Below are 15983 nucleotides of genomic sequence, written 5' to 3' on the forward strand. Positions count from 1 at the left end.
CGATCAACTTGACATGAGGCACTACGGCCCCCCGAACAGCTGGAACCCAGCGACGGCGGAGCGTCTGGCGTCGGGTTGACTACGACATCGTGCTCCGCTTGATACAGGCAGCTGTAAACCTGCTCTCCTCCCTTGTTCGCCGTATTACCTGACCTACCTGACGCAGGAAGGCCACACACGCCGCAAAACTTGTTATGTGACTCCGGTCGATGGCACTAAGAACCACAGTTCATCTCTTGCCTCCAGCAACTACACGTTAAACCGGAAGTCCACCGTGCTCCGGCACTGAGAACCACCTGCAGTCAGCGGCTACCAAGCCCGCCCGCGCAGGTCGATGTCTCCATCGGGCCACATCTCGAATGGGGCGATGGGCAGGACAAGGATCGGCGGGCCTGGCTCTTGCTCGACGGGTTCGCCATCACACCCGACCGACCTCTCGCGCGCACGGATCTTTTTCCACCCGCATGACGCGTAGAACGGGACGACCTGCTCTCGACACCCCAAGTAACCGAACGCGACGCGGCCGCCATCGCGCATCGACTGCGCTGCCCAGCTCATGAGTTCGCTCCCGAGACGCGTCCCTCGTGCGTCAGCGGAGATCAGAACACCGCCGACTCCCGCGATCGCGAGGATCTGGGTGCCGACAGCGATCTCGCGGCGCGCCCATCCCACGTGGCCGATGACGCGACCTTCGTTCCACGCCATGATGTGGACATCATGTGGCGCATAGCCGTAGGGCTGCTGTGGATCCCACTCCCCGAACTCCTCGAGATATTCGCTGTCGAAGAGTTGCCGAAGCCCACGCAGATCGGCTTCAGGGAGCTCTTGGTGGGCGATGATCTCGATCGAATGACGCTTCACACTTCCACCTTCCACAGGTCTACGAGTTTGCCGCTGGTGTCGAGGACGATCATTCGAAGTTCGCCACCCGTGCTACATCGTCGCGCGTCGGAATCGGCAGCCCCTTGACCCCACCGCGATCCTGCGCCACATTCAGAAGAACCGCGCCTATGTGCGGCCGTCGGGCCGCCTTCGTTAGGATAGCGCGCACCTCGCCATCCATGGACTGCCCGTTCGCCTTCGCCTGAGCCGCGATTTGTGCCTTCACATGATCATCAAGACCTCGCACGACAATGGACGGCATCAGCACCACCCCCTTATGATATCAACAATGATGATCTGAATGGTACGCCTCGGAAAGATAGAAGCGAGGCGACTGATACTGAAGAAGCGACGTCTCTCTAGCCGGCGCATTCAATTCCGTATTACGATTAAGGATATGAGGACGATTAATGGGCAACAGGTTAGCGAAGAACAAATCGATGAGTGGGTAGCGGAAGCCGAGGACGGCTACGATGTGGAGACACTACGCCGTCGAGGCAGGAAACCTCGCCACGAAAATGCGGCTAAAGTGATCTCCATTCGGCTTTCACCCAGCGAAATTTCAGACCTGGATAAATACGCGGCCACTCACGGATGGTCGAGGTCCCAGGCAATCCGAGAAGCTTTACGGAATGCCGTCTAAATGGAAGTTCGCTCAAGCGCCACAAAACACGGGATCAAACCAGAACTGAACCAAGGTCAGCTACCACGCTCGAGGTACCATCGGGGCGTAGCACCGTTCGGTTGGTCAGGCCACTTGTAGCGGCGAAATAGCTTCAACCGTGTTCTTCAACGCGCGACGCTGCCACCGTAGCTCGTAGTTCGACTGCAGATTCATCCAGAACTCCTCGGACGTCCCGAAATACCGCGCCAGCCGTATCGCCATATCTGCAGTGATACCTCGCTTGTCATGCACGATCTCGTTGATCCGCCTCGGAGGAACACCGATAGACACAGCGACCTTATGCTGCGTGATCCCGAAACCTTGGATGAAGTCCTCCATCAGGATCTCTCCTGGGTGGATCGGCTTGATCACGCGACTTGCAGGGGCGTGATCTTAGTTATCTGATCGGCCACACGCTCCTGCGCCATCTCAAGCTCATAACGGCTCTGAAGATTGAGCCAGAACTGCGGTTCCACTCCGAAATAACGCCCCAGACGCAATGCCGTATCAGCAGTGATGGCGCGCTTGCCGTGCACGATCTCGTTGATCCGTCTCGGAGGAACATCGATAGACACAGCGAGCTTATGCTGCGTGATCCCGAAGCCCTCAATGAAGTCCTCCTTCAGAACCTCGCCAGGGTGAATCGGAGCGTAAAGCTTCTCAGTCATAATGCTCCTCAGTGATAGTCCTCGATGATCACATTCTCCGGGCCAGCCTCGGTCCACACGAAGCAGATCCGCCACTGACTGTTGATACGAATGCTGTACTGACCCTTACGGTCACCCTTCAACGCTTCAAGCCGGTTCCCCGGCGGAACGCGAAGCGAGTTAAGAGACACCGCAGCATCGAGCAGATGTAGCTTCCTGTTCGCGGACTTATGAATCCGCGGATCTATCCGAGGCGCCGCTTCACGCAACCACACAAGCTCCGTGTCACGGTCACCGAAAGATCTGATCACGAAGTCAGTTTATAACGCAAAGCGTCAATAACGCTACACGTTAAACCGGAAGTCCACGACGTGTCGTTGCTAAATACCCTTACCCTATGGACATACAGCAGAAGCTGCTAGAGATTGAGTAGATACAAGAAGTAAAAAGCGATAGCTAGGATCACAGTACGGCCTTCGAGACCGCGACGACGGCTGCTACCGCAGGCCTCGTTGCCTAACTGACACCAACGCCGTGTCCACTACTCGGGGAACGCCCCCACCCCAACATTAATGCTGCCCTGCCGGCAAACCAGGGCGGCCATGTGAGTATCGGACAATAATGCGTAGTCCTCCAAGGGTCTGGACACAGGAGCTTTCCCCTTTCCTCAGTGGTGCGACCAGAGGGAGAAGAAACATCCATCCCGGTGCACCCGCTGCGGTGATAACGACCCATCGCCCGCAGCAGGTGGCAATCGTCACGGTTATCCCTCTTTTTCAGATTCCTGTCCTCGGGATCAGAAAAAGACGGGGACCTGTCATAGGTCAGTGAGCATCTGCTGCATCTGGGCGATCTCGGCCTCCTGATCTTCAATGACCTGCTCAGCCAAAGCGATGGCCTGCGGGTTCTGGCCATCAGTGACCTCATCGCGGGCCATATCGACCGCACCCTCATGGTGGGCGGTCATCTGCTCAAGGTAGAGCCGGGCAGCCTCGGTGCCCTTGGCGTCCTCGAGGGCTGTCATGTCCTCCTCGCTCATCATTCCACTCATCCCGCCATGGTCCATCTCACCCATATCACCGGTGACCGGATCTTCTTCCTAGGTCTCGAGCATGTAATTCATCCGGTCGATCTCCGGGCCCTGGGCATCGATAACACCCTGGGCGAACTCGATGACCTCGGCCGGGATATCGTCCTTGGCCAGGAGGATTTCACTCATCTCCACGGCCTGCTGGTGATGGGGGATCATCATCTGGGCAAACATGATGTCCGCGTCGTTGTGATCGGCGGAGATCTCCCTGTCCGCCTCAGTCGTCGCCGTGGTGGTCTCGGTCGTCTCAGCGGTAGTCGTCGCAGTGCTGGTGGCCGAGGTGGTGGCGTCGGTGTTGCGTGACTCGGTGGCCTCACCGCAGGCGGCCAGCGCCAGGGTGGAGGCCACGGCGAGAGCGGAAAGAACAAGGGTGCGCTTCATCGTGGAGCTTTTCAGGGTCATATGGGGGCAGTGGAGAGAAGTAGTGGATCAGTGGACGGCGGTGGATGCCGGAGTGGGCGTGGTGTGTTCCTCCTTCGACTCGGTCGGAGCCAGGTGAGCCGGATCCAGATCAATGCGGCGCAACAGTTGGGCGTTCAGGGCCACCACGATGGTCGAGGCAGACATCAAGATCGCGCCCACGGCCGGGGACAGCACGAACCCGATCGAGGCGAGCACTCCGGCGGCCAGCGGCACGGCGAGGATGTTGTAGCCAGAGGCCCAGATCAGGTTCTGGATCATCTTGCGGTAGCTGGCCTGGGACAGCTCAATCATCGACAGCACTGCCCGCGGGTCATCACTGGCTAGGACCACCCCGGCAGATTCCATGGCCACATCCGTGCCGGCACCGATGGCGATACCGACCTCCGCGCGGGTCAGAGCGGGTGCGTCATTGACACCGTCGCCGACCATGGCCACGCTCAAACCTCGGTCCTGCAACTGCGTGACCTTGGTGTCTTTGTCCTGTGGCAGGACCTCGGCGAAGACCTCATCAATGCCTAAGACCTGACCGACCGCGTGGGCCACCTGCTGGGCGTCGCCGGTGATCATTGCAACTTTCACCCCGCGGTCCTGCAAGGCTTTCACGGCGGCGTGGGATTCGGGGCGGATCTTGTCCTCGACGGCCACCGCACCGATGATCTGACCGTCGCGGACAATATGGAGCACACCAGCCCCACGCCCGGTCCAGGCGCTGGTGGTGTCGGTGAGCTCGGCCGGGATGGTGAGGTTGAACTCGCGCAGCATGTTCGGCCCGCCCACGAGGATCTCAGCGCCATCGACAGTGGCCCGGACCCCTCGACCGGAGGCGGCGCTGAAACCAGTTGCACGGATTCGCCGACGGGAGGCCTCGGGGTGGGCGGCCGCGGCCTCCACGATGGCGCGGGCCACGGGGTGCTCGCTGTCGGCCTCCGCGGCGGCGGCCAGGGCCAGCAACTCGCCCTCGGTGACGCCGACAGCTGCCGCGACACCGGTGACCGCGTGCGCACCCTCGGTCAGGGTGCCGGTTTTGTCGAAGAGCACCACGTCGATGGTGCGCATCCGCTCGAGCGTCATTCGGTCCTTGATGAGCACCCCGGCTTTCGCGGCCCGCTCGCTGGAGATCGCAATGACCAGCGGAATCGCCAGGCCCAGGGCGTGCGGACAAGCGATGACCAGCACCGTGACCGTGCGCACCACGGCATCGTCCGGGCTGCCGATGATGGTCCACACCACCGCGGTGATCAGAGCGGAGATCAGCGCGAACCAGAACAACAACGCCGCCGCCCGATCCGCCAGGGCCTGGGCCCGGGAGGAGGACTCCTGGGCATCGGCAACCATGCGTTGGATCCCGGCCAGGGCGGTGTCCCCGCCGGTAGCCTCCACCCGGATGCGGACGGTGTTGTCGGTGGCCACGGTACCGGCGACCACCTTGTCACCGGTGTCGCGGAAGACGGGACGGGATTCGCCGGTGATCATCGCCTCATCGAATTCGGCGGCTCCGTCGAGGATGGTTCCATCGGCCGGCACCCGGGCACCGGCCCTCACCAGCACGACGTCGTCGACGACCAGCTCGGAGATGGCCACGGTGCGGGTGGTCCCGTCGATGACTTTCTCGGCCTCATCCGGCAGCAGGGCAGCCAGCGCGTCAAGCGCGGAGGACGCGGCCCCGAGAGCGCTCATCTCCAGCCAGTGGCCCAGCAACATGATGGTCACCAGCAGAGCCAGCTCCCACCAGAAGTCCAGCTCAAAACCGCCCAGCCCCAGAGTGGTGACCCAGGAGGCAACAAACGCCACAGTGATGGCCATGGCGATCAGGAGCATCATCCCGGGTTGGCGGGATTTCAGTTCTTTCCATCCGCCCTTGAGGAAAGGCGTTCCGCCGTAGACGAAGATGATCGTGCCCAGCACCGGGGGGATCCAAGTGGATCCGGGGAATGCCGGGAGGTGGTAGCCGAGCAGGTGGGCGACCATGGGGCTGAAAATAACGACAGGAATGGACAGGATCAGCGACCACCAGAAGCGGTCCCGAAACATTGCGGTGCTGTGTCCGGCGTGTTCGCCGTGACCATGAACGTGGTGGTCTTGATCCAGGGCGGAGTGCGGGTGATCGTGGGGCATCGCCTGGCCGTGGGTGTCGGCATCTGCGTGGTGTTCGTGCCTGGCATGATCCGGGTGGTGGGTGTGGTCTGTTTCCGGAGCGGGGTGATCACCATGGTGATCACCGGAATGGTGGGGAGTACTCATGACGTTCCTTCCGCTCACCCCGGTCGGGGTCGAGATGATGGGTAAAACTGATCAGGATAAGACGGTGTAGCCGGCCTCCTCGATGGCCCGGCGAACCATCTCCGGAGGTACGACACCGGTGACCGTGACGGTGGAAACACCACCAGCAGCGAGATCAACCTGGACGTCGTCAACCTGGGGGAGGTCCTGAAGGGCCTGGGTCACGCTTTTCGCGCAGTGCCCGCAGGTCAGGCCAGTGACCTGGTAGCTAGGGGAGGCCCCTCCTGCTGACGAGTCGCTGGCGGCAGGGATGGAGGCGATGTCGGCATCTGAGGCGGGTCCGCAACAGCTGCAGCCGCGGGAGGCCATCGGCAAGAGGCGGGGCGGGGAGGTGATCATGGGAAAGCTCCTTCGGTTCGGTGGCGTGCGGCAATTCCGCTCTCTAGCATATACCCCCCCGGGGTATATTTTCAAGGGGTGGAGGGCACGACCCTAAGGCGGGGCAGGGTGTGGTCACCGAGCAGCCCCCTCACTGTCGGGAGCGGACAGCGGGAGGCGGAGGGCAAACACCGCTCCGCGACCGGGTCCGGGGGAGGTAGCAGTGAGAGTGCCGCCGTGGGCCTCGATCAATGCCCTGGAGACGGTCAGACCGATACCGGACCCGCCGTTGTCCCGGCTGCGGGCGGCATCCCCCCCGGTAGAAGCGTTCGAAGATGTGTCCGAGCTGGCCAGGTGGGATGCCCTCGCCGTCATCGGCGACGTGGATGAGCGCGGTGGACGCCCCCTGGCGGTGGACGCTGATCCGGACCTGCCCGCCGGCCGGGGTGTGCCGTAGCGCGTTCGACAGGAGATTGCTCATCACCTGGCCGAAGCGTTGCCGGTCCACGACCCCGTCCTGGAGACCATCGAGGTAGACCGTGAGCACCGATAAGGGGGTGCCCATTTCGTGGGCCAGATCAGAGAGCATCTGGCGGCGGACCTGTTCGGTGTGTTCCAGCCGGTCGGCCATGGTGTTGAAGGCATGCGCCAGGGTGGCGACCTCGGGGCCTGCTCGGCATGGAATAGCTCCAGCGAGGGGTCCTCCCGGCCGGCCATCAACATATGATCATGGAACAGGGTCGGGCCCACCGTCGTGGCCACGGCCGCGGCCACCAGCAGGCTAATCACCACGACCAACACCTGGGCGACCAGGAAGCGGAAGGTCAGGCCGGGTCCGTGATTCATGCCTGCCCCACCCGGTAGCCCACGCCACGCACGGTGTCGATAAACCCCCGACCCCGGGTGTCGGTGCCGAGCTTGCGACGCAAGTTGCCGATGTGGACATCGACGATGCGTTCATCACCGACCCAGGTGGTGTCCCAGACCTCGGTGACCAGATCGTGGCGGGTCAGCGCCTGGCCGGGGCGCAGGGCCAGGGCAACCAGCAGCTCGAACTCCGTGCGGGTGAGCTCCACGGTCCTCTCCCCCACCCGCACCTGATGGGCAACGGGGTCAAGGATGAGGTCACCAACGATCAAGGGGGTGGTCACCTGCGGTGGGGTGGTGCTGGTGCGCGGGCGGCGCTACACCGCATGCACCCGGGTCACCAGTTCCCGGATGCTAAAAGGTTTGGTGATGTAGTCATCCGCCCCCAGGGTCAAAGCGCTGATCTTGTCGTCCTCGCTGCCACGCGCGGTGAGCATGAGGATGTAGCAGTCCGAGAAGGTGCGGATCCGTCGGCATACCTCCAGACCGTCGAGTTCGGGCAGCCCCAGATCCAGCACCACAACATCGGGGGAAAGCGACGGGCCTCGTCCACGGCCTGGGTGCCGGTGTGCGCCTGGCGGGTATCGAAGCCGGCCCGGATGAGGTAGGAGGCCACCATCTGAGCCAGGGGTTGTTCATCATCGACGACCAGCACCCGCCCCAGGGGCGTGGCGGTGGTCGGTGTGCGGTCAGCCATAGACCCCAGTATTGCTCCGGCCAGGGGGGAATACCACCCTCGCTCAGTGCCCGGCGGGGCAATCTTCATCAAATCTTCAAACATCACCCTTCGACTGCCGTCACCCCTGTGCCCCACCCCGGGCCGGCGGCATCGCCTCCCCTGGTCGGTTCAGCAGACGCCACCAGGGATTTCACTGCCTGCACCGCATACCCGGGGCGGGTAGAAGGACATCGCCCACGGCTGTGGGGTGGTGTCCCGGTGGTGACCCAGCCCACCGAATCCACCCCCTTTTCGCCCTGTTATAAGGCTGTGAGCAGGGCTTTTGATTTCTAGTCCGTCAGGAACCCGTGCTAGATAAAGGTATGACATCGACCTTGAGGCGGTGTCTTCTCACGGTCTTACCACGATCCAAGGAGATTGACGTGAAACGAGCAGCGATCGCAGCCGCCACTCTTGCCCTCACCCTCACGGGGTGTTCGGCCGCCGGCCCGGAACCCACCGCCGACGAGACGGTGTCCCAGGATACATTCCTGACTACCCATGGCCTGGCCGACATGGACGCGGTGGAGATCATTGATCACCTCGACCGGCAGAAGGTCACTGAGCGTCCCACGGATCTTATCGCCTCAGTGCGTAACGATGAACTGCTGCTCTCGAGCGATGATCAGGAAGTCGTGGTTGATCTTCCCGACAATCAGACGTATGTCTCGATCGCACCCTATCTCACCTCCACCCACGACTGCTTCTACCACAGCCTCACGACCTGCCAGGGGGAACTCGACAATGAGGATATCCAGGTCACGATCACCGATGAGGCGACCGGTGAGGTGCTGGTGGACGAGGCGACAACCACCTTCGACAACGGGTTTGTCGGCTTCTGGCTTCCCGATGATGTCACCGGCCTGATTGAGGTCAGCTACCAGGGGCGTACCGCCACCACGGAGTTTTCCACCACCGACGACGGTGCCACCTGTGTCACAGACCTGCGCCTGACGTGATGGCTCAGCAGGATCCTCACCTGCGCCTGTCTCCCGTGTCACTGAAGTCCCCCACGGTGGCACCTACTTCTACCATTCCCACACCGGCCTGCAGCTTGATCGCGGCCTCCACGCCCCACTGATCATCCGTGACCCGCAAGACGCTGACGACCAGGACGTTGAGTGGACCATCGTGCTCGACGACTGGGTCGATGGCATTCAGGGCACTCCCGACGATGAGCTCGACAAGCTCACCGGACCTTCGAAGCTCGCCCGAGCGGAAAGGCCCACCTGCGGTTTATCAACTCCGGCGGTAACACCATCTTCAAGGTGGCCCTCGGTGGTCACCGCATGACCGTCACCCACACCGACGGCTTCCCCGTCCAGCCCCGGGAGACCGAATCGATCTACCTGTCGATGGGCGAGCGTGTCGACGTCGAGGTCATCCTCGGCGACGGCATCTTCCCGCTCACGGCTTTGGCGGTGGGTAAGGACGACCGCGCCTTCGCCGTCATCCGCACCGCCGGCGGCCAGGCCCCCCACCCCGATGTCGACTTCCCCGAGTTGTCGTCCACCGGACTGCTCCTGTCCTCCCTGAAGCCAGCAGACCGTGCACTCCTACCCGAGGACACACCAGACCGAGAAGTCAGCATCGACCTGGGCGGGCAGATGATGCCGTATGAATGGAGCATTCTCACCGACGGCCAATCCTCCTCCGCGACCGTGCAGGAGGGCCAGCGCCTGCGGATGGTCATGCGCAACAGGACCATGATGCCCCACCCCATGCACATCCACGGCCACACGTGGGCGCTGCCCGGCAGCGGCGGACTACGCAAGGACACCGTCCTTCTCCGCCACGGTGAAACCATGATCGCCGACCTGATCGCTGACAACCCCGGTGAGTGGGCATTTCACTGCCATAACGCCTATCACATGGAAACCGGGATGCTCAGCTCGCTTCGCTACGAGTAACCCCCACAGCAGGGTATCGAGCGAGATGCGAAGGTAAATGGCAGCACGTGTTGTTATACGACTAACACTAGCGCGCCTTAGGTTACGTTGAACTTGAACTCCACGGAGTGTCGGCGATAACTAACCATTTGATGCGCGCGTGCGGAATTAACAACGAAATACCGCTAAAACAGACAACATATGGGGTGCACAGAAACACATATAGGTTCTGCGGAAAACCTATAGGGCGCGTCGCTAAAAACCGCTGTGCGCGGAAAACATAAAGGGTTTACGGACCCGGTCCCAGACCCCTCAATACTCTGAGCCGGAAGAATGGAAAGTGGAAGGTTGATGTATCCCCGCTATTTATTTTTTCCGTTTTTCGGAGTACATCGGGAGCTACAACTGCGGACCAGCTCTGTGTGAACTAGATGAGAAGGCGCAGCAGCGAATCATCGACGCTGGACAGTTGGTGCTGCGGGCACGCGAGCGGCACCCCCGGCGGTCACTCGCGGAGCACTACAACCCGTTATCGATGGACCCAATTCTGCTCAAGGCTCACAACAACTTGGACCAGGAAGTCGATAAGGCTTTCGATGCGGCACGCAAACTCACCAACGAGCGCCACCGCCAGGAGCTACTGTTCGCCAGCTACGGGGAGTTGGCGAGGGGCTATGTCTCCTCGCTTTCATCAAAATCGAAACCACCAGCAGGGTCGTTCCCCGTGCGGGTGATTTTGATCGGCCCGCTGCCGGGTGTAGAACCCTGTCGCTGGCAACGCCGGGAACTATGACTGTGCCCGACGAGAACACGTCACTGTCATAACGCGGCTCACGGTAGACGAGCATGGGTCGTTCACTACTACTGGTGGATTTCGGTTTTGGTGGTGGGGGGATTACCGCCGCCGGCCTCGTTTTTTCCGTTGAGGAGGGCGTTGACTACTTCCCGATTGTGAAATGGGCCGATGGCGCGGTGGAGAGAAACCAGTCACCTGGAAGAGATCGATCCAGTCGCTGGTGCGCAATCTGGGAGGTAGGGTTGCGGGGTCGATTCCTCGCGAGCGCAACCATGATTGTGTCTCTGAACGTGATGAAAACAACCCTGCCCTTCGGAGAATTTCCCCTATCCCGCGTCCCCGGGCGGTGAAAACGGTGTGCACCATCGCCTGAAAGGCTTTGCGCTGCTCTATCGGGATCTTCGGGTCACCCACCCGGCGGATCACTAAGATCCCCCCGTCAACGTTTGGCTGTGGCCGGAAAGCAGACCTTGGTACTCGGGAACCAAGGTGAAATGTGAACCATGGGGACCACTGAGCCGTCATCATTGTGCTTGCGCCTACCCCGGCCCGGCGGCGAGCGACTTCCCACTGCATGAGGAGTACAGCGTCAGTCCATGCCGGCGCATGCAACAACTTTCGAAGAATGGCAGTAGTGAGGTGAAAGGGAATGTTTCCCACAATGACGCAGGGAGTGGCGGGTAACGGGAAGTTAAGGAAATCATCATGGACCACTTCGACCGACGCCGAGGCGGTCTTTTTTGTGAGTTTGGCAGCTAGTTTTGCGTCTACCTCAACTGCCGTTATTGGCCTCCCCAAGCGGGATAGCGGGTGAGTGAGGGCACCGCTTCCTGGCCCGATCTCAATGATGGGGCCAGAGGATTGTTTTACAAGATCGACGATGGAGTTGATGATCTTGTGGTCTGTGAGAAAATTCTGGCCATGTTCGTGACGGCCGTATCCGTATGTAGACATCAGGTGTGCTCCGTGGAGTTGAAACGAAGCCGGGCATGGCAAATGGCCGCCCGGCTAAAGGACCGGAGCGGTTTCTAACCTGCGGGAGGGAGAAAACCGCCTTAGCGGCTGGTGAGCGGCCGCATGAAAACGGAACCTGAAATCAACATGGGCCTATCGTATCCAATTAATTTCGCAGGGTCCAATACGGTGAGAAAGAAGACAACCGCACCGCAACAGTGCAAGACCTCTCTGGATTGGAATTTGTCCTACTTTCGGCTCGTCGTACAGACGCCACTGGCGTATTTTGTCTCTGGGCAACGAGGGGGAGTTACCCCCACCTCCGGATGTTTTTAAGGTGCACCCCTGATTACGCTGTGGTGCGGGAGTAATTTTGTCCGACCGATCGGACTATCCACCGACGTGGGGCGGGTAGTTCGAGGTCCCAGCAGATGATCGCGTCGATTTCGCCGCGTTCAAAGGACGCCACCATGGCGTCGTAGTCGGGGCGAGCCACATTCTTCTTTGACGCGGAAATGGACTGATCGACGTAGTTATGTCCTATGTCCAACGTGCAAGCCACGCTGCTTTGCAATGGCTTCACAGTCCTGACGCTGCCGGTCGATGGTGAGGCCATCCACGTCAGCGTCTCGTGAGATACGAAGGTAAATAGGAGCGCGTGTTGTCAAACGCTATTAATAAGGCCCTTAGCTACACATTGAACTTAAACTCGACGGTATGTAGTTGCAAAGTTACTTTCTCGAGAACCTCGCCGCCCACGTCGCTCCCGCGTTGGGTTGGCAGCCGAACCACAAAAGCCCAGTTATCGGCTACCCCATCGACTAATTTCTGCAGGTCGCAAACTCTTCGCTCCAACGTCAGTTCAGTGCATGTTGAATAGTTCAGGGAATGCTGTATAGTTCAACTCATGCTGACTATTGCTTCGCGCCTCGATGTCATGAACCGGCTCGGCCGGGCCATGGCGGATCCGACGCGTTCCAAAATCCTGATGACCCTACTTGACGGCCCGAGCTACCCGGCCGTGATTTCGCGCGACCTGGACCTGACCCGCTCGAACGTCTCGAACCACCTGACGTGCTTGCGCGACTGCGGCATCGTCGTCGCCGAGCCAGAGGGCCGCAAGACCCGCTACGAAATCGCCGATCCGCACCTCGCGGCAGCGCTCGACGCGCTGGTGAATGCGACGTTGGCTGTCGACGAAAACGCCCCCTGCATCGACCCTGAGTGCTCGGTGCCCGGCTGCGGTGAGAAAGGAGCGGACGCATGAGCTCGGCGTGTGGGTGCGAACATGAACCCGCCACGGAGATCGAAGAGCTCGATCGGCCATGGTGGAAGGACCCCGAGTTGCTACTGCCGATCTTCTCCGGCGTAGCCCTCTGCATAGGCCTGGCACTGGACTGGTCCGGGCTGGAGACACCCGCGACAGTACTGTTCTGGGTCGGCCTGCTGTTGGGCGCATACACGTTCGCGCCTGGAGCGATCCGGAACCTTGTCACGAAGCGCAAGCTCGGCATTGGCCTGCTGATGACGATCAGCGCGGTCGGCGCGGTGATCCTCGGCTTCGTCGGAGAGGCCGCGGCGCTAGCGTTCCTATACTCGATCGCCGAGGCACTGGAAGACAAGGCGATGGACCGGGCCCAGGGCGGACTCCGGGCACTGTTGAAGTTGGTACCGCAGACCGCGACGGTGCTGCGCGACGGCACGACGGTCGAGGTCACAGCGAAGGACCTCATGGTTGGCGAACTGATGCTTGTGCGCCCAGGGGAGCGGATCGCCACGGACGGCATCATTCGGTCTGGGCGCTCCAGCCTTGACACCTCAGCGATCACCGGAGAATCCATTCCGGAGGAGGTCGCGCCGGGCGACGAGGTGCCCGCGGGGGCGATCAATTCCGCCGGTGTGCTGGAGGTCGAAACGACCGCAGCTGGAACGGACAACTCACTGACCACACTCGTGGACCTGGTCGAGCAGGCGCAGGCGGAAAAGGGCGACCGCGCCCGGATCGCCGACCGGATTGCCCAACCCCTCGTGCCCGGAGTGATGATCCTGGCGGTGCTGGTCGGCGTGATCGGCTCGCTGCTGGGCGACCCCGAGACGTGGATCACCCGTGCGCTGGTGGTCCTGGTCGCCGCGTCGCCGTGCGCGCTGGCAATCTCCGTGCCGCTGACGGTCGTGGCCGCGATCGGCGCCGCCAGCCAGTTTGGCGTGGTCATCAAGTCCGGCGCGGCATTCGAACGGCTCGGCGGCATCCGTCACCTGGCGGTGGACAAGACCGGAACCCTCACCCGCAACCAGCCCGAGGTTACCGGCGTGGTCCCGACAGACGGATTCGATCAGGCGCAGGTGCTTGCCTTCGCGGCGGCAGTTGAGCAGCAATCGACGCACCCTCTCGCCGCGGCGATCGCGGCAGCGGGGCCCGAAGCGCCTGCCGCCCTGGACATCAGCGAGGAAGCCGGGCACGGCATCGGCGGCACCGTCGAAGGCCGACGGGTGCTGGTGGGCAGCCCCCGGTGGATCGACGCCGGGCCACTGAAGGCAGCCGTCGAGCACATGGAGGCCGAGGGCCAGACCTGCGTCCTGGTCACCGTCGATGGCGCCCTCGCCGGGGCGATCGGGGTCCGCGACGAGCTGCGGCCCGAGGTACCCGAAGCCGTGCAGACCCTACACGCCAACGGCGTGGAAGTGAGCATGCTCACCGGCGACAACACTCGCACCGCCCGGGCGCTGGCTGCAATCGCTGGTATCGACGACGTGCGCGCCGAGCTGCGCCCGGAGGACAAGGCAAGCATCGTCGCCGAACTCTCCTCCACAACGCCGACGGCGATGATCGGTGACGGCATCAACGACGCGCCGGCATTGGCGGGCGCAACGGTGGGCATCGCGATGGGAGCGACCGGCTCTGACGCCGCGATCGAGTCCGCTGATGTCGCCTTCACCGGCCACGACCTCCGGCTGATCCCGCAGGCGCTGCAGCACGCCCGCCGAGGCAGCAGGATCATCAACCAGAACATCGTGCTGTCTCTGGCCATCATCATCGTGTTGATGCCGCTGGCGATCAGCGGCGTGCTGGGCCTGGCCGCCGTCGTGTTGGTTCATGAGGTCGCCGAAGTCATCGTGATCTTGAACGGCCTGCGGGCCGCGCGGACGAATCGCTGAGTCGAGTTACGTTGGCGCCATTTCAAAACTTTTGCTGCCGAGCTTCATCGGCATGGCCCGCGACTACCTGGGCAGTGTGTTTGGCAAAGGGCCCGACACCCATCAGGGGGGTGAACTGCTCCCCATTAGTTGGACTGAGAAATCAGTTACCGACTAGTGGGGAGTAGTTTCCTTTGAGAGCACGTAGTTCGCTGAGTGAAGTTCAGCGTGAGCAGTTAGTGGAGCTTTTCGAGCAGGGCATGGGTTATGAAGGCGCTGCCAGTGCCGTTGGGGTCTCAAAATTCCCCGTCCGTCGTCTCTACCGCCGGTTTCAGCTGCATGGCAGGCTATGTCTTGTGGAGAAACCGACAAAGCAGCAGTACTCGTTCGAGATCAAGAAGGAAGTTGTCCAACGCCACCTTGCTGGTGAGACAGCGATGGATCTTGCACGAGAGTTCAATCTTTCATCCGCCCAACTCGTCCAGGACTGGGTGATTAAGTGGCGCAAAGGCGGCGACGAGGCGCTAAAACCGAAGCCCAAGGGCAGGCCCAAAGGCTCGGCCGCACCGAAGCCGCTGTCGGAGGAAGAGAAGCTGCGCCGCCAGGTTGCACGGTTGGAAGCGGAAAACGCTTACTTAAAAAAATTGCGGGACTTGAGGAACCAGGGACACGCCTGAAAGTCCAGGCGATCGTCATCCTCAAGTCACAGCATCGTCTGCAATACCTTTTGGATGCGGCAGGCATGCCGAGGTCGACGTTCTTCTACCACCAGAAACGACTCAGCGAGCCGGATAAGCACGCTGCGCTCAAAGACGCGATCCGGGAAAGCTTCAAGCGTAACAAGCATCGCTACGGCTACCGGCGAGTGCTACTTGACCTGCGCAACCAGGGCTGGGTGGTCAACCACAAGCTCGTCTACAAGCTCATGTGCGAGATGGGGCTTCGAGCCAAGGTCCGCCAGCGCAGGCCGTATGTTTCCTACAGCGGGACGATCAGCCACATTGCCGACAACACACTTGACCGCAAGTTCACCCCAGATAAGCCAAATACCGTCTTTGTCAGCGACGTCACCGAGTTCAGGGTCCAAGGCCGCAAGGTCTACCTGTCACCGGTGATGGACCTGTTCGACCGTTCAATCGTCGCCCACACCGTGGCCACATCGCCGTCGACAGCGTTTACCGCCGATTCTTTAACGAAGACGATTAAAACGTGTGCGCCTGAACCTGGGTGGATGATGCACACCGATCAAGGTTTCCAGTACCAGCATTCGTCCTGGCGCAACCTGATTCACGACAACGGTGGTGTTCAGTCGATGTCGCG

General features: G+C 61.4%; 14 protein-coding genes and 5 pseudogenes. 7 read left to right on the forward strand and 12 right to left on the reverse strand.

All coding sequences use genetic code 11. The features are described 5' to 3' along the window. Nucleotides 1-309 precede the first annotated feature (309 nt). Together HMPREF3175_RS05080 and HMPREF3175_RS05085 are read right to left on the reverse strand one after the other, a co-directional pair. Nucleotides 310-861 carry a GNAT family N-acetyltransferase gene (locus HMPREF3175_RS05080; RefSeq protein ID WP_070490986.1) on the reverse strand — a complete coding sequence of 184 codons (552 nt, stop codon included), beginning with the start codon at nucleotides 859-861 and terminating at the stop codon, nucleotides 310-312. 49 nt (nucleotides 862-910) lie between these two features. Beyond that, the gene (locus HMPREF3175_RS05085; protein ID WP_070491079.1) at nucleotides 911-1144 is read right to left on the reverse strand and encodes a FitA-like ribbon-helix-helix domain-containing protein; all 234 of its coding nucleotides are present in this window, start codon (nucleotides 1142-1144) and stop codon (nucleotides 911-913) included. Nucleotides 1145-1279: 135 nt separating this feature from the next. On the opposite strand from HMPREF3175_RS05085, the gene HMPREF3175_RS05090 reads away from it, so the two are divergent. Continuing rightward, nucleotides 1280-1525 (forward strand): ribbon-helix-helix domain-containing protein, encoded by a 246-nt coding sequence (locus HMPREF3175_RS05090; RefSeq protein ID WP_035755593.1) that lies wholly within the window; start codon nucleotides 1280-1282, stop codon nucleotides 1523-1525. Nucleotides 1526-1630: 105 nt separating this feature from the next. Here HMPREF3175_RS05090 and HMPREF3175_RS05095 read toward each other — a convergent pair whose 3' ends face one another. From HMPREF3175_RS05095 to HMPREF3175_RS05135, 8 genes and pseudogenes are all read right to left on the reverse strand, one after another. After that, complete coding sequence (locus HMPREF3175_RS05095) at nucleotides 1631-1918, reverse strand: HigA family addiction module antitoxin (RefSeq protein WP_070490988.1); 288 nt, start codon at nucleotides 1916-1918, stop codon at nucleotides 1631-1633. Continuing rightward, entirely contained in the window at nucleotides 1915-2214 is a 300-nt protein-coding gene (locus HMPREF3175_RS05100) for a HigA family addiction module antitoxin (protein ID WP_070490990.1), read from the reverse strand. The genes HMPREF3175_RS05095 and HMPREF3175_RS05100 overlap by 4 nt, the downstream gene beginning before the upstream one ends. Before the next feature lie 8 nt (nucleotides 2215-2222). Further along, nucleotides 2223-2504 carry a type II toxin-antitoxin system RelE/ParE family toxin gene (locus tag HMPREF3175_RS05105; RefSeq protein WP_070490992.1) on the reverse strand — a complete coding sequence of 94 codons (282 nt, stop codon included), beginning with the start codon at nucleotides 2502-2504 and terminating at the stop codon, nucleotides 2223-2225. 506 nt (nucleotides 2505-3010) lie between these two features. Beyond that, a pseudogene (locus HMPREF3175_RS09910) lies at nucleotides 3011-3664 on the reverse strand (DUF305 domain-containing protein). Between the two features lie 48 nt (nucleotides 3665-3712). Further along, nucleotides 3713-5947, reverse strand: a complete 2235-nt coding sequence (locus HMPREF3175_RS05120) for a copper-translocating P-type ATPase (RefSeq protein ID WP_070490996.1) — start codon at nucleotides 5945-5947, stop codon at nucleotides 3713-3715. 51 nt (nucleotides 5948-5998) lie between these two features. Then, on the reverse strand, nucleotides 5999-6325 hold the full coding sequence (locus tag HMPREF3175_RS05125; RefSeq protein WP_070490998.1) for a heavy-metal-associated domain-containing protein: 327 nt from the start codon (nucleotides 6323-6325) through the stop codon (nucleotides 5999-6001). Nucleotides 6326-6439: 114 nt separating this feature from the next. Further along, nucleotides 6440-7150 (reverse strand): annotated as a pseudogene (locus tag HMPREF3175_RS05130) (sensor histidine kinase). Next, nucleotides 7147-7868: pseudogene (locus HMPREF3175_RS05135) on the reverse strand (response regulator transcription factor). Before HMPREF3175_RS05135 ends, HMPREF3175_RS05130 begins: the two co-directional pseudogenes overlap by 4 nt. A gap of 404 nt (nucleotides 7869-8272) precedes the next feature. Between HMPREF3175_RS05135 and HMPREF3175_RS05140 the strand changes: the two are divergent. From HMPREF3175_RS05140 to HMPREF3175_RS05150, 3 genes and pseudogenes are all read left to right on the forward strand, one after another. After that, complete coding sequence (locus HMPREF3175_RS05140) at nucleotides 8273-8848, forward strand: CueP family metal-binding protein (RefSeq protein WP_070491000.1); 576 nt, start codon at nucleotides 8273-8275, stop codon at nucleotides 8846-8848. A 31-nt stretch (nucleotides 8849-8879) separates the two neighbouring features. Beyond that, nucleotides 8880-9799: pseudogene (locus HMPREF3175_RS05145) on the forward strand (multicopper oxidase family protein); the annotation flags it as partial. 397 nt (nucleotides 9800-10196) lie between these two features. Then, entirely contained in the window at nucleotides 10197-10571 is a 375-nt protein-coding gene (locus HMPREF3175_RS05150) for a type IIL restriction-modification enzyme MmeI (RefSeq protein ID WP_370991829.1), read from the forward strand. Nucleotides 10572-10673: 102 nt separating this feature from the next. Here HMPREF3175_RS05150 and erm read toward each other — a convergent pair whose 3' ends face one another. Then, entirely contained in the window at nucleotides 10674-11528 is an 855-nt protein-coding gene (gene erm, locus HMPREF3175_RS05155; protein WP_065422277.1) for a 23S ribosomal RNA methyltransferase Erm, read from the reverse strand. 349 nt (nucleotides 11529-11877) lie between these two features. Further along, nucleotides 11878-12090 (reverse strand): recombinase family protein, encoded by a 213-nt coding sequence (locus tag HMPREF3175_RS10475; RefSeq protein WP_232219261.1) that lies wholly within the window; start codon nucleotides 12088-12090, stop codon nucleotides 11878-11880. Between the two features lie 345 nt (nucleotides 12091-12435). Here HMPREF3175_RS10475 and HMPREF3175_RS05165 point away from each other — a divergent pair, with 345 nt between their 5' ends. From HMPREF3175_RS05165 to HMPREF3175_RS10480, 3 genes and pseudogenes are all read left to right on the forward strand, one after another. Further along, nucleotides 12436-12795 carry a Cd(II)/Pb(II)-sensing metalloregulatory transcriptional regulator CmtR gene (locus HMPREF3175_RS05165; RefSeq protein ID WP_070491002.1) on the forward strand — a complete coding sequence of 120 codons (360 nt, stop codon included), beginning with the start codon at nucleotides 12436-12438 and terminating at the stop codon, nucleotides 12793-12795. Further along, nucleotides 12792-14684: a heavy metal translocating P-type ATPase gene (locus HMPREF3175_RS05170; RefSeq protein ID WP_070491004.1), complete on the forward strand. Its 1893-nt coding sequence runs from the start codon at nucleotides 12792-12794 to the stop codon at nucleotides 14682-14684. Before HMPREF3175_RS05165 ends, HMPREF3175_RS05170 begins: the two co-directional genes overlap by 4 nt. 326 nt (nucleotides 14685-15010) lie before the next feature. After that, nucleotides 15011-15983: pseudogene (locus HMPREF3175_RS10480) on the forward strand (IS3 family transposase); the annotation flags it as partial.

Origin of the sequence: Arthrobacter sp. HMSC08H08 (assembly GCF_001807575.1) — a bacterium.
Lineage (GTDB): Bacteria > Actinomycetota > Actinomycetes > Actinomycetales > Micrococcaceae > Pseudoglutamicibacter > Pseudoglutamicibacter albus.

Coding starts and splice junctions, on each gene's coding strand:
- HMPREF3175_RS05085 (WP_070491079.1), bottom strand. CDS start 1,144: ATGCCGTCCATTGTCGTGCGAGGTCTTGATGATCATGTGAAGGCACAA.
- HMPREF3175_RS05090 (WP_035755593.1), top strand. CDS start 1,280: ATGAGGACGATTAATGGGCAACAGGTTAGCGAAGAACAAATCGATGAG.
- HMPREF3175_RS05100 (WP_070490990.1), bottom strand. CDS start 2,214: ATGACTGAGAAGCTTTACGCTCCGATTCACCCTGGCGAGGTTCTGAAG.
- HMPREF3175_RS05120 (WP_070490996.1), bottom strand. CDS start 5,947: ATGAGTACTCCCCACCATTCCGGTGATCACCATGGTGATCACCCCGCT.
- HMPREF3175_RS05125 (WP_070490998.1), bottom strand. CDS start 6,325: ATGATCACCTCCCCGCCCCGCCTCTTGCCGATGGCCTCCCGCGGCTGC.
- erm (WP_065422277.1), bottom strand. CDS start 11,528: ATGTCTACATACGGATACGGCCGTCACGAACATGGCCAGAATTTTCTC.
- HMPREF3175_RS05165 (WP_070491002.1), top strand. CDS start 12,436: ATGCTGACTATTGCTTCGCGCCTCGATGTCATGAACCGGCTCGGCCGG.
- HMPREF3175_RS05170 (WP_070491004.1), top strand. CDS start 12,792: ATGAGCTCGGCGTGTGGGTGCGAACATGAACCCGCCACGGAGATCGAA.